16 protein-coding genes are annotated in these 15,226 nt (G+C 70.4%); 10 read left to right on the top strand and 6 right to left on the bottom strand.

What is annotated here, in order from left to right; translation table 11 throughout:
* Window positions 1-7: 7 nt before the first annotated feature.
* On the bottom strand, window positions 8-958 hold the full coding sequence (locus AB0C28_RS12010; RefSeq protein ID WP_357844040.1) for a ferrochelatase: 951 nt from the start codon (window positions 956-958) through the stop codon (window positions 8-10).
* A 56-nt stretch (window positions 959-1,014) separates the two neighbouring features.
* Here AB0C28_RS12010 and AB0C28_RS12005 point away from each other — a divergent pair, with 56 nt between their 5' ends.
* Together AB0C28_RS12005 and AB0C28_RS12000 are read left to right on the top strand one after the other, a co-directional pair.
* Window positions 1,015-2,991, top strand: a complete 1,977-nt coding sequence (locus tag AB0C28_RS12005; protein WP_358073937.1) for a S9 family peptidase — start codon at window positions 1,015-1,017, stop codon at window positions 2,989-2,991.
* Window positions 2,991-3,779 carry an inositol monophosphatase family protein gene (locus tag AB0C28_RS12000; RefSeq protein ID WP_358073935.1) on the top strand — a complete coding sequence of 263 codons (789 nt, stop codon included), beginning with the start codon at window positions 2,991-2,993 and terminating at the stop codon, window positions 3,777-3,779. The genes AB0C28_RS12005 and AB0C28_RS12000 overlap by 1 nt, the downstream gene beginning before the upstream one ends.
* Window positions 3,780-3,844: 65 nt before the next feature.
* On the opposite strand, the gene AB0C28_RS11995 is transcribed toward AB0C28_RS12000, so the two are convergent.
* Window positions 3,845-4,009: a hypothetical protein gene (locus AB0C28_RS11995; protein ID WP_165974805.1), complete on the bottom strand. Its 165-nt coding sequence runs from the start codon at window positions 4,007-4,009 to the stop codon at window positions 3,845-3,847.
* A 237-nt stretch (window positions 4,010-4,246) separates the two neighbouring features.
* On the opposite strand from AB0C28_RS11995, the gene AB0C28_RS11990 reads away from it, so the two are divergent.
* The 4 genes from AB0C28_RS11990 to AB0C28_RS11975 all read left to right on the top strand — a co-directional run bounded on the left by AB0C28_RS11990 (window position 4,247) and on the right by AB0C28_RS11975 (window position 7,741).
* A complete protein-coding gene (locus tag AB0C28_RS11990; RefSeq protein WP_346101226.1) occupies window positions 4,247-4,900 on the top strand; it encodes a response regulator transcription factor in 654 nt (217 codons plus the stop codon).
* A gap of 158 nt (window positions 4,901-5,058) precedes the next feature.
* Window positions 5,059-6,207 (top strand): HAMP domain-containing sensor histidine kinase, encoded by a 1,149-nt coding sequence (locus tag AB0C28_RS11985; protein WP_357844051.1) that lies wholly within the window; start codon window positions 5,059-5,061, stop codon window positions 6,205-6,207.
* A 321-nt stretch (window positions 6,208-6,528) separates the two neighbouring features.
* Window positions 6,529-6,828, top strand: a complete 300-nt coding sequence (locus tag AB0C28_RS11980) for a DUF4193 domain-containing protein (protein ID WP_090929286.1) — start codon at window positions 6,529-6,531, stop codon at window positions 6,826-6,828.
* Between the two features lie 88 nt (window positions 6,829-6,916).
* The gene (locus tag AB0C28_RS11975; RefSeq protein WP_357844055.1) at window positions 6,917-7,741 is read left to right on the top strand and encodes a hypothetical protein; all 825 of its coding nucleotides are present in this window, start codon (window positions 6,917-6,919) and stop codon (window positions 7,739-7,741) included.
* 71 nt (window positions 7,742-7,812) lie between these two features.
* Here AB0C28_RS11975 and AB0C28_RS11970 read toward each other — a convergent pair whose 3' ends face one another.
* Genes AB0C28_RS11970 through paaI form a run of 3 tightly spaced genes read right to left on the bottom strand, consistent with a single transcriptional unit; the run spans window position 7,813 to window position 10,089 of the window.
* A complete protein-coding gene (locus AB0C28_RS11970) occupies window positions 7,813-8,421 on the bottom strand; it encodes a TetR/AcrR family transcriptional regulator (RefSeq protein WP_357844058.1) in 609 nt (202 codons plus the stop codon).
* A 4-nt stretch (window positions 8,422-8,425) separates the two neighbouring features.
* Window positions 8,426-9,724, bottom strand: a complete 1,299-nt coding sequence (gene paaK / locus AB0C28_RS11965; protein WP_358073932.1) for a phenylacetate--CoA ligase PaaK — start codon at window positions 9,722-9,724, stop codon at window positions 8,426-8,428.
* Window positions 9,721-10,089 carry a hydroxyphenylacetyl-CoA thioesterase PaaI gene (gene paaI / locus AB0C28_RS11960; RefSeq protein ID WP_346101301.1) on the bottom strand — a complete coding sequence of 123 codons (369 nt, stop codon included), beginning with the start codon at window positions 10,087-10,089 and terminating at the stop codon, window positions 9,721-9,723. The genes paaK and paaI overlap by 4 nt, the downstream gene beginning before the upstream one ends.
* A gap of 97 nt (window positions 10,090-10,186) precedes the next feature.
* On the opposite strand from paaI, the gene AB0C28_RS11955 reads away from it, so the two are divergent.
* From AB0C28_RS11955 to AB0C28_RS11940, 4 genes are all read left to right on the top strand, one after another.
* Window positions 10,187-10,996, top strand: coding sequence for a 3-hydroxyacyl-CoA dehydrogenase family protein (locus AB0C28_RS11955; RefSeq protein WP_358073929.1), 810 nt, complete (start codon window positions 10,187-10,189; stop codon window positions 10,994-10,996).
* Between the two features lie 72 nt (window positions 10,997-11,068).
* Complete coding sequence (locus AB0C28_RS11950) at window positions 11,069-12,016, top strand: MBL fold metallo-hydrolase (protein WP_357844067.1); 948 nt, start codon at window positions 11,069-11,071, stop codon at window positions 12,014-12,016.
* The gene (locus tag AB0C28_RS11945) at window positions 12,013-13,551 is read left to right on the top strand and encodes an FAD-dependent monooxygenase (RefSeq protein ID WP_358073926.1); all 1,539 of its coding nucleotides are present in this window, start codon (window positions 12,013-12,015) and stop codon (window positions 13,549-13,551) included. The genes AB0C28_RS11950 and AB0C28_RS11945 overlap by 4 nt, the downstream gene beginning before the upstream one ends.
* Window positions 13,552-13,570: 19 nt before the next feature.
* The gene (locus AB0C28_RS11940) at window positions 13,571-15,004 is read left to right on the top strand and encodes a trehalose-6-phosphate synthase (protein ID WP_357844073.1); all 1,434 of its coding nucleotides are present in this window, start codon (window positions 13,571-13,573) and stop codon (window positions 15,002-15,004) included.
* On the opposite strand, the gene AB0C28_RS11935 is transcribed toward AB0C28_RS11940, so the two are convergent.
* Entirely contained in the window at window positions 14,937-15,221 is a 285-nt protein-coding gene (locus tag AB0C28_RS11935) for a DUF4235 domain-containing protein (protein ID WP_346101217.1), read from the bottom strand. The two genes, AB0C28_RS11940 and AB0C28_RS11935, sit on opposite strands and share 68 nt — an antisense overlap.
* Between the last annotated feature and the right edge of the window lie 5 nt (window positions 15,222-15,226).

Here is a 15,226-nt window from a genome sequence, read left to right as displayed (position 1 = left end):
CGCGCCGCTATGCCTGGGGCCGGCGGCGGGGAGGCGGGCAGCAGGTGAGCGGGCACGGCGCCGGCTCCGGCTCCTCCAGCAGCTCGCGCACCATCTGGACGAAGCGCGGATGGGTGCCCGCCGTCGCGGCGCGCTCCATCGGCAGGCCCAGCTCCGCCGCCACCGCCTTCGCCTCGGTGTCGAGGTCGTAGACGACCTCCATGTGGTCGGAGACGAACCCGATCGGCACCAGCACCACGGACCCGGCGTCGATCTTGCGCAGATGGTCGCACACGTCCGGCTCCAGCCACGGCACCTGCGGCGGGCCGCTGCGCGACTGCCACACCAGGTCCCATGGCTGGTCGCGGCCGAGTGCCCGGCTGACCAGCTCGGCGCTCCTGCGCAGCTGCGCCTCGTACAGTCCGCCGGACGGCCCGGCCGTCTCGGCCATCGAGACGGGGATGCTGTGGGCGGTGAAGACGAGCCGCGCGTCGTCGCGGCCGAGCCGGTCGAGCGCCGCGCGGGTGCGGTCGGCCATCGCGGCCACGAACCCGGGGTGCTCGCCGTAGTGGCGCAGTTTGACCAGCTCAGGGCCGCCTTCGACGGAGATGCGGTCGATGTCCTCGTAGTACTGCCTGCAGCTGGAGTAGCCGGCGAACGCGGAGGTGGCGAACACGGCGGCCTTCCGCACGCCGTCCGCCCGCATCTGACGTACGGTGTCCTCGCCGAACGGGTGCCAGTTGCGGTTGCCCCAGTAGACCGGCATCCCGGCGACCGGGCGCAACGCCTCGACCAGCGCGCGGTTCTGCTCGTTGATCGGGCTGACCCCGCCGAAGCTCTGGTAGTGCTCGGCCACTTCGAGCAGCCGTTCGCGGGGCACGCCCCGCCCGCGCACGACGTTCTCCAGGAACGGCATCACGTCGTCGGGCCCCTCGGGACCGCCGAACGACAGGACCAGCAAGGCGTCGTAAATTCCCACGTGACAACCCTATGTGGGAGTGTCTCCGGTCTCCGCCGCGAGGTAGGTTCGATCGAGTGAGCGCATTCAACGACATACGTGACTATGTGGCCATCCCCCGGGTTCTGTCGCTGCGGCTATCGCCCGACGGCTCCAGACTCGTCTCCACCGTCCAGTCCCTCAACCCTGACGGCAAGTCGTTCGGCACCGCGCTCTGGGCCATTCCCGTGGACGGCGAGCCGTACCGGCTGACGCGCTCGGCCAAGGGTGAGTCCGCCGCCGTCTTCACCGCGGCCGGGGACGTGCTGTTCACCTCCGCGCGGCCCGACGTGACCGTCAAGGACTCCACTGACGAGGTGCCGTCGTTGTGGCTGCTGCCCCGTGCGGGCGGTGAGGCCCGCCAGGTGGCCGCCAGGCCCGGCGGCATCGGCGCCGTGCGCACGGCCGGCGACGTGGTCGTGTTCTCCTCCGACGTGCTCGACGGCGAGGAGGCGGCCGAGCAGGACAAGCGCAAGGCCCGCAAGGACGCCGGGATCAGCGCCATCCTGCACGAGGGCTACCCCGTCCGTTACTGGGACCACGACCTCGGGCCAGGCCGGCCCCGGCTGTTCGCGGCCAGGCTCGGCGCGGACCGCCTGGAGGACGTACGCGACCTGACCCCCGACGCGGGCGAGGCGCTGCGCGAGGGCGGGTTCGAGCTGACCCCCGACGGCGCCACCGTGATCACCACCTGGCGCGAGTTCCTGCCGGACGGCCAGTGGCGCACCGACCTGGTGGCCATCGACGTGGCCAGTGGCGAGCGGCGCGTGCTGCTGACCGACGAGGCCCACGACTTCAACGGCCCGATGGCGGTCTCTCCCGACGGGACCAGGATCGCCTGCTCCCGCGAGCGGCACACCGGATACGACGTCTCGGCGCGCAGTGAGCTGTGGATCGCCGATCTCGCCACCGGCGAGGGCCGCGCGTACGCGCCCGACCTGTTCCCGATGGACGTCGAGTGGGCTCCCGACAGCTCCGCCGTCTACCTCGTGGCCGACCACCAGGGCCGTCGCCCGATCTTCCGTGTTCTCCTCGATGGGGAAACGGTCAGGCTGACCCAGGACGACGCCGCCTACCTCGGGCTCAGCCCGTCCCCCGACGGTCGCTTCGTCTACGCCCTGCGCAGCGCCGTCAACCTCGCGCCCGGGCCGGCCAGGATCGACGCCGCCACCGGCGACATCGCCGACCTGCCGACGCCCGCGCCGCGCCCCGAGGTGCCCGGCACGCTGACCGAGATCTCCGCCACCGCCGACGACGGCGCCACCATTCGGGGCTGGCTCGTCCTGCCCGAGGGGGCCTCCGCCGCCGACCCGGCGCCGTTCCTGCTGTTCATCCACGGCGGCCCGGTGGCCTCCTGGAACGACTGGCAGTGGCGCTGGCAGGCGTGGATCATGGCCCAGCACGGGTACGCCGTCCTGCTGCCCGACCCCTGCCTGTCCACCGGCTACGGCCAGGAGATGATCGACCGCGGCTGGGGCAACTGGGGCCCGCGCACCCAGGCCGACCTCGACGCGATCGTGGACGTGGCCCTGGCCAGGGACGACATCGACAGAGAGCGCGTCGCCGCGCTCGGCGGCTCGTTCGGCGGCTACATGGCCAACTGGCTCGCCGGCCACACCGACCGCTACCAGGCCATCGTCACCCACGCCTCGCTGTGGCACCTCGACCAGTTCGCCGGCACCACCGACGCGGCCATGTACTGGCAGCGCGAGTTCGGCGTCCCCGGCGGCGAGCGCTACCAGCTGCTGTCGCCGCACCTCTCGCTCGACAAGATCACCACCCCGCTGCTCGTCATCCACGGCGACAAGGACTACCGGGTGCCGATCGGCGAGGCCCTGCGGTTGTGGTGGGACCTGCGCCGTACGGAGGTGGACTCGAAGTTCCTCTACTTCCCCGACGAGAACCACTGGATCCTCAAGCCGGGCAACGCCGTCGCCTGGTATGAGACCGTGCTCGCCTTCCTCGCCCAGCATGTGCTCGGCCAGGAGTGGAAGCGTCCGGACTCGGTGGCGTGATGACGGACTTCCTGAGACTGGCCGAGGAGATCGCCCGCGAGGCGGGGGAGATGATCCTGGCCAAGCGGCCGACCATGTCGGCCGAGATCGAGACCAAGTCCAGCCCCACCGACGTCGTCACCACGCTGGACAAGGCGTCGGAGGAGCTGATCCGCGACCGCATCCTGTCGGCCAGGCCCGGCGACCGGATCCTCGGCGAGGAAGGTGGCGAGGCGCCCGGCGAGTCCGACGTGCGCTGGATCGTCGACCCGATCGACGGCACGGTCAACTTCCTCTACGGCCTGCCCGACTGGGCCGTGTCGATCGCCGTGGAGGTCGACGGCCGGATCGTGGCGGGCGTCGTCAACGTGCCGGCGCGCGGCGAGGTCTTCACCGCCGCGCTCGGCGAGGGCGCCTGGCTCGGGCCGGAGCGGCTGCGCTGCAACACGGGCGTGCCGCTTTCGCAGGCCCTGGTCGCCACCGGGTTCGGCTACTTCAAGGAGCGGCGGGCCGTCCAGGGCGAGGTGGTGGCGCAGGTCGTGCCGCGCGTACGCGACATCCGGCGCGGCGGCTCGTGCGCCATCGACATGTGCTCGCTGGCGGCGGGCCGGGTGGACGCCTACTACGAGCGCGGGGTCAACCAGTGGGACTTCTCGGCGGCCGGGCTGGTGGCCACCGAGTCGGGCGCCAGGCTGGGCGGGCTGTACGGCAGGCCGGTCAGCCCCGACTACGCGCTGTGCGCGGCTCCAGGACTGTTCGAGGAGCTGCACGACCTGCTGGCCGGGCTCAACCCCGAACGCGACGCCTGACGTCCTCAGGCGAAGGTGTCATGGGCGAAACGGCCGGAGCCTGGCTCCGGCCGTTTCGCGTTCAGCTAGCGGGGCAACGGGATGCCGTGATCGTCGGCCAGCCGTCGCAGGTCCTCGATCTCGGCGGTGAGGGTGTCGGCGAGGTAGTCGTCGCCGACGCTGCGGGCCTCCCGAAGGCCCTTGTAAGCCTGGTCGAGGCGGTGTTCGATCGTGGTCGTGAACTCGCCCATCTCACCTACTCTCTGGGGGTTCGATCCGTGTGGGGGGCGAAGTTACCCCATTGCCGGATGAAGACTGGGCAATGGGTGTCCCGCAGGCATACCCCGGCTCGTCGCCCTCCGAAACATGAAATTCGCCTCGCTCCGCATCTCCGGGGGGTCACCCCGCCCTGAACATGCCTTACCGTGCGCTTATCGAGGTGGTGGGCACAATGAGGGCCCAGAATTCGGGAAAGAGGTGTGCCAGGCGTGCGAGTGCTGGTGGTTGAGGATGAGCGGGTGCTCGCCGACGCGATCGCGACGGGGCTGCGGCGCGAGGCGATGGCGGTCGACGTCGCCTACGACGGCGGCGGCGCGCTCGAACGGACCTCCTACATCGACTACGACGTCATCGTGCTCGACCGCGACCTGCCCGTCGTCCACGGCGACGAGGTGTGCCGGCGGCTGGTCGAGCAGCGAACGGCCTCGCGGATCCTCATGCTGACCGCGTCCGGCGACGTGGACGACAAGGTGGAGGGGCTCGGCCTCGGGGCCGACGACTACCTCGCCAAGCCGTTCGTCTTCGTCGAGCTGGTCGCCCGGGTCCGCGCGCTCGGCCGCCGCTCCGCCCCCGCCCTGCCGCCCGTGCTCGAACGCGCCGGCATCCGGCTCGACCCGGGCAAGCGGCTGGTGGAGCGCGACGGCAAGGAGGTCGTGCTGACGAAGAAGGAGTTCGCGGTGCTCGAAGAGCTGATGCGGGCCGAGGGCGCCGTCGTCAGCCAGGAGGACCTGCTGGACAAGGCATGGGACGAGAACATCGATCCCTTCACCAACGTGGTCCGCGTGACCATGATGACGCTGCGGAAGAAGCTGGGCGAGCCTCAGGTGATCGAGACCGTGCCCGGGGTTGGGTACAAGTTGTGACTGAAAGGCCAGAACGCGAGGCGGGGCCGACGCACCCCATGATCAGCCCGCATTCGGCGCGGAAGGCGACGCGGGTGCAGGAGGCGCCGCCGCCGACGGGGCCGCCCGCGTGGGACGGCCCCCCTCCGCCGGCGCGCCAGCCCGTTCAGCGCTCCACCATGGAACGTGTGAAGGAGCTCCCCGCCAAGGTCAGCATCCGGTGGCGGCTGACGATCACCTACGGCGCGCTCGTGTTCGGGGCCGGGGCGATGCTGCTCATCTCGGTCTACGCCATCGTCGGCACGGCCATCAGCACGGCCTGGCCGGACATCGATCTCGGGCTGGGCCCTACGTACGAGAACGAGCAGTTGCAGCGAAGCTGGCGCAAGTTCCAGGAACTGGCCATCGCCAACGCCCGTGACGGACTGCTCAGCAGCGCACCCTTCGCGCTGGTGGGCGTGGGGATCCTGGCGCTCATCATCGGCTACTTCGTGGCCGACCGGGCGCTCAAGCCCGTCGCGCAGATGACCGCCACCGCCAAGAAGCTGTCGGAGAGCACGCTCGCCCACCAGCGCATCGCCCTGGAGGGCCCGAGCGACGAGCTGAAGGAGCTGGCCGACACCTTCGACGCCATGCTCGCCCGGCTCAACGTCGCCTTCGACACCCAGCGCAGGTTCGTGGCCAACGCCTCTCATGAGTTGCGTACGCCGCTGACCATCAACAGGACGGTCCTGGAGATCGCACTGTCCGATCCCGAGGCGTCCGCGGACCTGAAAGCGCTCGGGCGTACCCTGCTCGAAGTCAACGCGCGAAACGAGAAGCTCATCGAAGGGCTGCTGCTGCTCGCCAGGAGCGAACGCGAACTCGCGGTGCGTAAACCGCTCGACGTTCAGGAAGTCGCGCAGACGGCCGTGGAACAGGTCACTCCCTTCGCCGAGGAGCACGGCGTAACCATCACCACCGAACTGGTCAGCGCGCCTACCGTGGGCGATCCCGTGCTCCTGGAGCGCTCCGTGAGCAACCTGCTGGAGAACGCGGTCAAGTACAACGTTCCCGAAAACGGAAAAGTATGGATCCGGACGGGAATGGCGGACGGTGCCTTGGTTGTTCAGGTGGCCAACACGGGGCAGCACGTCCCGGCGTACGAGGTGAACAGCCTGTTCGAGCCCTTCAGGAGGCTCCACGCCGACCGCGTGGAATCGGCCAAGGGATCGGGGCTCGGGCTGTCCATCGTCCGTGCGGTGGTACAGGCGCACGGCGGAAATGTGACCGCCGTGCCACGCGATGGTGGAGGACTTGTCGTGACCATCAGACTGCCGAGGCGCTGACACCCGTGGCGTTCCGGCGCGTTCGTCCGCATGTTGATGCGCGTGTTGAGGCACGGGGGGCGTCTCATTCGCGCCGCACATGTGGTTGGATGTGCCGTCGAACACGGTGGTGCATGACGCCAAGGCTGTGGGTTTCGCCATATTTGGCTAACCATTGCCGTCGGCAGCAGGCCCTGACGTGTTGGGAGGTTCGTTGTTCGTTTCCGCGGGGTACCGATGGGAAATCTCCCCGACGGAACGGGCACAAGATGGGCTTCCCGGACGTTAGAAGACGCGCGATGAGCGCGAAGACATATAGCTGAGGGGGATGGAGTAAGCACAATGGCTACCGACTACGACAGCCCGCGCAAGACAGATGACGACCTGGGGGAGGACAGCCTCCAGGAACTTCAGGCGCGGCGCACGGACAAGTCGTCCGGCAGTATCGACATCGACGAGACCGATCTCGCCGAGTCGCTCGAACTGCCCGGCGCCGATCTGTCCAACGAGGAGCTGTCCCTGCGGGTGATCCCCCGTCAGGCCGACGAGTTCACCTGCTCACGCTGCTTCCTGGTGCATCACCGTAGCCAACTGGCCTCCGAGAGGAACGGTCAGCAGGTCTGCCGGGAGTGCGCCGCCTGATCATCTGGAGCGAGCGGTCTCGGGGAGATGGCGAGGACCGGTATCGGTTCGTCCCTGAGCGATCGCGACCGAGACATGGAGGCATCGCGTGGCCGTACCAGAGAAAGACCGTCAACCAGGCAGTGAGGTCGCCGACCCCGATAACGAGGTCGGCGAGCTCGTAGGCAGGCTCACCGCGCCAGGTGAGCTCGAACCGGCCGAGCGGCGCAGGCTGCTCGGCCGACTAGCCCGGGCGCTGTCCACCGGGGCCAGGAAGGCCCGGGAGACCGGCGCGGGCCGTGGCCGCTGGCTGGCGGACGTCTTCCTCAACATCGCGCCGCGCATCCCCATCCGGGACCTGCACACCCTCGCCGAGCATCATCACGGCCTGACCGGCGAGGAACTCGCCGACGACCTGGTGCGCACCGCCCAGAAGGCCACGATGACGGTCGGCGCCATCGGCGGAGCACTGGCAGCGGCAGAGTTCGCCGCGCCACCCCTCCTGCTCTCCGCCCCCGCCCAGCTCGTCGCCGAGACCATCGTCGTCGCCGCCATCGAGGTCAAGCTGCTGGCCGAGCTGCACGAGGTCTACGGCGTACGCGTCCAGGGCACCGGCACCCAGCGCGCGATCGCGTTCACGGCCGCCTGGGCGAAACAGCGCGGCATCGACCCGCTGGCCCCCGCGTCCGTCACCCTGGCGCTCGGCGCCGCCACCAAGACCGCCCTGCGCAACCGGCTCATGCGCACGCTGGGCCGTCACCTGACCACCTTCGGGCCCTTTCTGACCGGCGCGGTCGCCGGCGGCGCGCTCAACCGCATGGCCACGAAGAAACTGGGCGAGGCCATCCGTGCCGACCTGCGCGTGAAGCTGCCCCCGGGCGGCGTGCCCGGCGCGGTCGGCTCCGCACCGGCCCGCGACCAGCTCGACGCCTGAACGGCCCACGCCTGAACGCCCGGCCCGACGCCTGAGCGCCCCCACGCCTGAGCAGCCGCCTGAACGGCCGGCTAAGCGGCCGGATCGACGCGCAGGCCGCCGAAGGTCATCTTGAGCAGCGCGTCGGCCAGATCGTCCGCCGAGGCGCCACGCGCCGGCTGATACCACTCGGTGATCGAGTTGACGCTGCCGAACAACAGCCGCGTCACCAGCCCGGGATCGACGTCCGCCCTGATGCTGCCCTCCACCGCCGCCTCCGTGACCAGGCCGCTGATGAACCGGTCGAACTCCCGCCGCCGCGCCAGCGCCGCCTGCTCCGTCCCGCTGTTGCCGCGCACCCGCAGCAGCAGCGTCACGTACGGCAGCCGGTCGATGAGCAGGCGCACGCTCTGGCGCACCACCCACTCCAGGCGCTCGATCGCCGCCCCCGAGCAGGCGCGCTCGTCGGCCACCATCTCGAACAGCCCGTCGAGCGCCCGGTCGAGCGCACGTGACAGCAGCTGCTCCTTGCCCGGCACGTGGTAGTAGATGGCCGACTTGGTCACCCCCAGCGCCCTGGCCAGGTCTTCCATGCTGGTGCCGTCGTAGCCGCGCTCGTTGAACACGCCCACGGCGGTGGCCAGCACGGACTCGGGGTCATGGCCCCGCCTGCGCGGCCGGGTGGGGGTCGGAGTGGCCATGTGCCTAAGTATCCCGCTTGTCGATGACTCGTCTGAGCTTGCCGACCGACCGTTCCAGCGTCTCGGGGTCTACCACCTCGACCTCGACGCTCACCCCGACGGTGTCCTTGACCGCCTGGCGCAGCCGTTCGCCCGCCTCGTCCCGCCCGTCGCCGAGCCCGGGGCGCGCCTCGACCCTGACCGTCATCACGTCGAGCCGCCCGGGGCGGGTGAGGTGCAGCTGGAAGTGCGGCGACAGGCCCGCGACGCCCAGCACGACCTCCTCGATCTGGGTCGGGAACACGTTCACGCCGCGCAGGATGATCATGTCGTCGGTACGCCCGGTGACCTTCTCCATCCGCCGGAAGGCCGGCCTGGCGGTGCCGGGCAGCAGCCGGGTCAGGTCGCGCGTACGGTAGCGGATGACCGGCATGGCCTCCTTGGTCAGGCTGGTGAAGACCAGCTCGCCCTCCTCGGCCGGCTCGCCGGTGAGCGGGTCGACGGTCTCGGGGTAGAAGTGGTCCTCCCAGACGTGCAGGCCGTCCTTGCTCTCGACGCACTCGTTCGCCACGCCGGGACCCATCACCTCCGACAGGCCGTAGATGTCGACGGCGTGCAGATCGAAGCGGTCCTCGATCTCCAGGCGCATCCGCTCGGTCCACGGTTCGGCGCCGAAGATGCCGATGCGCGGCGAGGAGGCCCGCGGGTCCAGGCCCCTGGCGGCGAACTCGTCCAGCAGCGCCAGCATGTACGACGGCGTCATCATCACGATGTCGGGCCGGAAATCCTCGATCAGCAGCACCTGCCGCTGCGTCATGCCGCCGGAGACGGGCACCACCGTGCAGCCCAGCCGTTCGGCCCCGTAGTGGGCGCCCAGCCCGCCGGTGAACAGGCCGTAGCCGTAGGCGATGTGCACGATGTCGCCGGGCCGCCCACCGGAGGCGCGGATCGAGCGGGCCATGGCCTCCGCCCAGACGTCGAGGTCGTGCCGGGTGTAGCCGACCACGGTCGGCCGGCCGGTGGTGCCGCTGGAGGCGTGCACCCTGGCGACCCGCTCGCGGGGGACGGCGAACATGCCGAACGGGTAGCTGTCGCGCAGGTCCTGTTTCGTGGTGAACGGGAACTTCGCCAGGTCGCCGAGCTCTTTGCAGTCGTTCGGGTGCACCCCTGCCTGATCGAACTTGTCCCGATAAAGCGGGACATTGCGGTAGGCGTGGTCGAGGGTGTGCCGCAGCCGTTCGAGCTGGAGCGCCTGCAACTCGTCGCGGGACACCCGCTCGATCGGGTCGAGCTCGTGGGGTGCGGGGGGATCGCCAAGTCTCACTTCAGCTCCCGGCTCCGGCCGCGGAACTCCGCGACCACGTGACCGTCTGGTCGGCGCACGGTGATGTCGTAGATGCCGCTGCGGCCGAAACGGGTGCGCTCGGCCGCCTCGGCCACCAGCACGTCGCCCGCGTGCGCGGGGGAGACGAACGTGATCTCCGCCCCGGCCGCGACCGTGACGGGGCCGCGGGTGTTGCACGCGCACGCGAACGCCGTGTCGGCGAGCAGGAACACGTAACCGCCGTGGCAGAGGCCATGGCCGTTGATCATCCGCTCGGTCACCGGCATGCGGCACACCGCCCGGCCCTCGCCCAGCTCCGTCAGCTCGATGCCCAGGGCGGCGGAGGCGGTGTCGGCGTCCATCATGCGACGCGCGCTCTCCAAGGAAGGTCTCCCTTGTCAACTGACCGAATGTTCGGTAAACAAATCATCGGCGGGACTTCCATGTCAAGAGGGTGAATCCATGAGGGTGGCGGTGATCGGCGGAGGGCGCATGGGCGCCGGGATCGCGCAGGTCTTCCTGGTCGCGGGCGAGCGCGTCACCGTGCGGGAGCCGCAGGCCGAGGCCGCCAGGTGGCGCATCGCCGAAGGGCTGGCCATCGCCGAGTCCAAGGGCGCGGTCGACAAGGCCGAGGCGCTGGCCAGGCTCACCATGGGCCCGGTTCCCTCGGACGCCGACCTGGTCGTCGAGGCGGTGCCCGAGGACGCGGCGCTGAAGGCCGAGGTGCTGGCCGAGGCCGAGGCGGCCGTCCAGGAGGGCGCGCTGCTGGCCACCAACACCAGCTCGCTGTCCATCGCCGAGCTGGCCGCCGTGCTCGACCGCCCGGAACGCCTGATCGGCCTGCACTTCTTCAACCCCGTCCCGGTGCAGCGCCTGGTCGAGATCGTCGTCACCAAGGCCACGTCCGGCGAGGTCCTGGAGCGGGCCAGAGGCATCGTGGCGGGCATCGGTAAGACGAGCGTCGTGGTGAACGACTCGCCGGGGTTCGCCACCAGCCGGCTGGGCGTGCTGCTCGGGCTGGAGGCCATTCGCATGATGGCGGAGGGCGTGGCCTCGGCCGAAGACATCGACACGGCCATGACGCTCGGCTACGGGCATCCGATGGGGCCGCTCAAGCTCACCGACCTGGTCGGTCTCGACGTGCGGCTGGCCATCGCCGAATACCTGCACGCCCGGCTGGGGCCCCGGTTCGAGCCGCCGGCGCTGCTGCGGGACAAGGTCGCCGCCGGTGAGCTGGGCCGTAAGAGCGGGAAGGGGTTCTACGAGTGGTGACCGCGTTCCCCATGAGCTGACCCTGGTCCGGGTCGCGCGTGGCCGCGTCACGCCCGAGCGGGAGGAGAAGCGATGGCTAAGCCGTTCGCCTCGTCGGCGGACCTCGGCGAGAAGAGGCAGTCCCTGGAGGTGCTCGCCCCAGGCGTGTACGCGCTCACGGCCGAGGGCGACCCCAACGTGGGCGCGATCGAGGGCGAGGACTTCCTCGTCTGCTTCGAGGCGCTGGCCACACCGGTGGCCGCCCGCGCCTGGCTGGCCAGGCTGCGCGAGCACACCGGCAAACCGGTCAGATACCTGGTGCTGTCGCACTATCACGCGGTCAGAGTGCTCGGCGCCTCGGCGTTCGACGCCGACGTGATCGTGACGCACGAGAAGACCCGCGAGCTGATCGCCGAGCGCGGCGAGCAGGACTGGGCCAGCGAGTACGCCAGGATGCCCCGCCTGTTCAAGGAACCGGAGTCGATCCCCGGCCTGACCTGGCCCACGGTCACGTTCAGCGACCGCTTCACCATCGACCTCGGCGGCGGGCGCGGCGACCTGGTGCTGCAGTACTGCGGGCGCGGCCACACCGAGGGCGACCTGGTGGCCTGGCTGCCGCAGCAGCGGATCATGTTCGCCGGCGACCTGGTCGAGTCGCAGGCCGCCCTCTACACCGGCGACGCCTTCCACCGCGACTGGGCCTCCTCGACGCTCGACCGGGTGGCCTCGTTCGGCGCCGAGACGCTGGTCGGCGGCAGGGGCGCGGTGGCGAGGGGCGAGGAGGGCGTGGCGGCGGCCATCGGGCAGACGCGCGACTTCCTCACCGTGATGCTGCACGAGAGCCGCGCCTCCGGGTCGCTGAAGGAGGCGTTCGAGCGCACCCACCGGGCGCTGGAGCCCCGATACGGCGAGTGGCCGATCTTCGAGCACTGCCTGCCGTTCAACGTCTCCCGGCTGTGGGACGAACTGCACGGCGTCGAGCGGCCGCGGATCTGGACCGCGGAGCGCGACCGGCAGGTGTGGGACGAGCTGCAGACATGAACGACGCGGCACAGGTCATCGTCGTCGGCGCGGGCCCGGTCGGGCAGAGTGCCGCGCTGCTGCTGGCCCGCTGGGGTGTCCAGGTGCTGGTGCTCGACCAGCGGCCGGGGCGGGCGCGCGGCGGCTCGAAGTCCATCTGCCAGCAGCGCGACGTGCTCGACATCTGGGCCGCCGCCGGGGCGGGCAAGGTGGCCGAGGAGGGGCTGGCCTGGACCACGGCCCGCACCTACTACCGCGACCGCGAGCTGTTCTCCTGGACGTTCGAGCGCGAGGGGCCGCTGCCGGCCTGCGTCAACATCTCCCAGACCCGCACCGAGCAGATCCTCGACGAGGCCATCGCCGCCCAGCCGCTCATCGAGGTGCGCTGGGACCACGAGGTCACCGGCCTGACCCAGGACTCCTCAGGCGTCACCGTGCGCTGCGGGCAGCGGGTGCTGCGCGCCCCCTACGTGCTGGCCTGCGCCGGAGCCAGGGCGCAGGCACTGAGGAGCGCGCTCGGGGTCGCCTTCACCGGGGAGACCTACGAGGACCAGTTCCTCATCTGCGACATCAAGGCCGAGCTGCCGGGCTGGGAGAACGAGCGGCGCTTCTACTTCGACCCGATCTGGAACCCCGGCAGGCAGGTGCTCATCCATCCGTGCCCCGGCGGTACGTACCGGATCGACTGGCAGATCGCGCCGGACTTCATCCCGGCCGACGCCGACATCGCGCGCAAGATCCGGCAGATCGTCGGGGACCGCCCGTACGAGCTGCTGTGGCACAGCACCTACCGCTTCCACTCGCGCGTCGCCTCCCGGATGCGCGTCGGCCGGGTGCTCCTGGCGGGCGACTGCGCCCACCTGGTGGCGCCGTTCGGCGCGCGGGGGCTCAACTCCGGCGTGCCCGACGCCGAGAACGCGGCCTGGAAGCTGGCGTTCGTGCTCAACGGGTGGGCGGGGGAGGAACTGCTGGAGTCGTACCACGTGGAGCGGCACGCGGCGGCGCTGGAGAACCTGGAGGTGACGACCGCCACGATGCGCTTCCTCGCGCCGGCCAGTGTGGAGGAGCGCATGCGGCGGCGGGCCGCGCTGGAGGGCGGGCGGGTGGCCGAGATCGACTCCGGCCGCTTCGCCGAGCCCTTCTGGTACACGGACTCGCCGCTCACCACGCCGGAGCCGTCGCGGCCGTTCCTGGGCCGCCCACCGAAGGGCGCGCTGTGCCCGCCCGCGCCGGGCGTGATCCTGCCCGACGTCATGGTGCCCGGGGGGAGGTTGCGGCAGTTCACACGGGATGGATTTCTCGTGCTATTGGGTGATATGTGCGATTCGAGTTTGTTTGTGCAGGTCCTGGGCAAGGTCATGAGGGCGCCGCTCGCCGTACGCGGGCTCGCGGAGATGGATGGGACAGGCTCGCTCGCTGAGAGGCTCGGCGCGGGGCCCGATGAGGCATGGCTCATCAGGCCCGACTCCCATATCGCCGCGATCATCCCCCATGCGGGGCCTGAGTCGGTGGCGGCCGCCATGAGCCGCGCGATCGGCGGCTCTCCTGACATGTGACCCCCAAGAGGAGGACTGCGTGAGTGGCCGTAGCTCGTTTCTGATCGTGGCGAACCGGTTGCCCGTCGACCGGACGCTCGCGCCTGACGGAACGGCCTCGTGGCGCAGGAGCCCCGGAGGACTCGTCACCGCGATAGCCCCGGTGATGCAGCGCCGTCACGGAGCCTGGGCCGGCTGGCACGGAGCGCCCGACGAGAAGCTCGAACCGTTCGAGCAGAACGGCATGAGCCTCATCCCGGTGCCGCTGTCGGCCAGTGAGGTCGAGCTCTACTACGAGGGGTTCTCCAACGCCACCCTGTGGCCGCTCTACCACGACGTGGTGGCCACGCCGGTGTTCGACAGGAAGATGTGGGACACCTACCGGATGGTCAACCAGCGCTTCGCCGAGGCCGCCGCGGAGGCGGCCGACGAGGGCGCGGTCGTGTGGGTGCAGGACTACCAGCTCCAGCTCGTGCCCGCCATGCTCCGCAGGCTCAGGCCCGACCTGCGGATCGGGTTCTTCCTGCACATCCCGTTCCCGCCGACGGAGCTGTTCTGGCGGCTGCCGTGGCGCAAGGAGCTGGTCGAAGGGCTGCTCGGCGCCGACCTCGTCGGCTTCCAGCTGCCCGGCGGCGCCTCCAACTTCCGCCGGCTGTGCCGACGGCTGCTCGGGCTGCCGTACAAGGGGAACGAGATCTTCCTCGACGACCGGATCGTCACCACGCAGGCGTTCCCGATCTCCGTGGACTTCGCGCAGCTCGACTCCCTCGTGCGCGAGCCGCACATCGTGGCGCGGGCCAAGGAGATCAGGATGGAGCTCGGCGACCCCGAGCACGTGCTGCTCGGCGTGGACCGGCTCGACTACACCAAGGGCATCGGGCAGCGGCTGGAGGCGTTCGGCGAGCTGCTCAACGACGGGCGGCTGCGTCCGGGCGAGGCCGTCTTCGTGCAGATCGCCACGCCCAGCAGGGAGCGGGTGGATGAATACCGGCGGCTGCGCGACGACATCGAGCTGCAGGTGGGCCGGATCAACGGCGAGCACGCCCAGCTCGGCTACCAGCCGGTGTGGTACTTCCACCAGTCCTACGACCACGAGGAACTGGCCGCGCTCTACCTCGCCGCCGACGTCATGGTCGTCACGCCGCTGCGCGACGGGATGAACCTGGTGGCCAAGGAGTACGTCTCCTGCCACCACGACCTGCACGGCGGGCTGGTGCTGAGCGAGTTCACCGGGGCCGCCGACGAGCTGCGGCAGGCCTACCTGGTCAATCCGTACGACGTGGAGGACGTCAAGCGGCAGATGCTGACGGCGATGGGGGCCACGCCGCACGAGCTGGCCCGGCGCATGCGCACGATGCGCCGCCGGGTCGCCACCTACGACGTGGACCGCTGGGCGAGCGAGTTTCTCACTGCTCTGGAGTCACCTGCCGCAGAGCCTTCCACGCGTCGTAGCGCTTCTTGGCGGTCCGGTTGACCACGATCTGCGCCACCGACATGCCCACGCCCATGACGACGGCGTAACCGATCGCCTCGCCCATGCTGACCTCGGGCGATTCCGTGTCGATGGGCGGCTCCTTGCCGGTCGCCTTCTTCCAGGCGAACGCGAGGATCTTCCGCGCCCCCCAAGCGGTCACCAGCCCCACCAGGCCGCCCACGACACGCCAGGCGATATCGGGCTTGTCCTCCGCCATGTCGA

Source organism: Nonomuraea sp. NPDC048892 (assembly GCF_040649735.1).
GTDB lineage: Bacteria > Actinomycetota > Actinomycetes > Streptosporangiales > Streptosporangiaceae > Nonomuraea > Nonomuraea maheshkhaliensis.
Note: the sequence above shows the minus strand (reverse complement) of the source record. Positions and strands in the feature narration are given on the sequence as shown.

What these genes read in the sequence shown, in the direction of transcription:
- AB0C28_RS12000 (WP_358073935.1), top strand. Translation starts at nt 2,991, where the DNA reads ATGACGGACTTCCTGAGACTGGCCGAGGAGATCGCCCGCGAGGCGGGG.
- AB0C28_RS11995 (WP_165974805.1), bottom strand. Translation starts at nt 4,009, where the DNA reads ATGGGCGAGTTCACGACCACGATCGAACACCGCCTCGACCAGGCTTAC.
- AB0C28_RS11985 (WP_357844051.1), top strand. Translation starts at nt 5,059, where the DNA reads ATGGAACGTGTGAAGGAGCTCCCCGCCAAGGTCAGCATCCGGTGGCGG.
- AB0C28_RS11980 (WP_090929286.1), top strand. Translation starts at nt 6,529, where the DNA reads ATGGCTACCGACTACGACAGCCCGCGCAAGACAGATGACGACCTGGGG.
- AB0C28_RS11970 (WP_357844058.1), bottom strand. Translation starts at nt 8,421, where the DNA reads ATGGCCACTCCGACCCCCACCCGGCCGCGCAGGCGGGGCCATGACCCC.
- paaI (WP_346101301.1), bottom strand. Translation starts at nt 10,089, where the DNA reads ATGATGGACGCCGACACCGCCTCCGCCGCCCTGGGCATCGAGCTGACG.
- AB0C28_RS11955 (WP_358073929.1), top strand. Translation starts at nt 10,187, where the DNA reads ATGAGGGTGGCGGTGATCGGCGGAGGGCGCATGGGCGCCGGGATCGCG.
- AB0C28_RS11950 (WP_357844067.1), top strand. Translation starts at nt 11,069, where the DNA reads ATGGCTAAGCCGTTCGCCTCGTCGGCGGACCTCGGCGAGAAGAGGCAG.
- AB0C28_RS11945 (WP_358073926.1), top strand. Translation starts at nt 12,013, where the DNA reads ATGAACGACGCGGCACAGGTCATCGTCGTCGGCGCGGGCCCGGTCGGG.
- AB0C28_RS11935 (WP_346101217.1), bottom strand. Translation starts at nt 15,221, where the DNA reads ATGGCGGAGGACAAGCCCGATATCGCCTGGCGTGTCGTGGGCGGCCTG.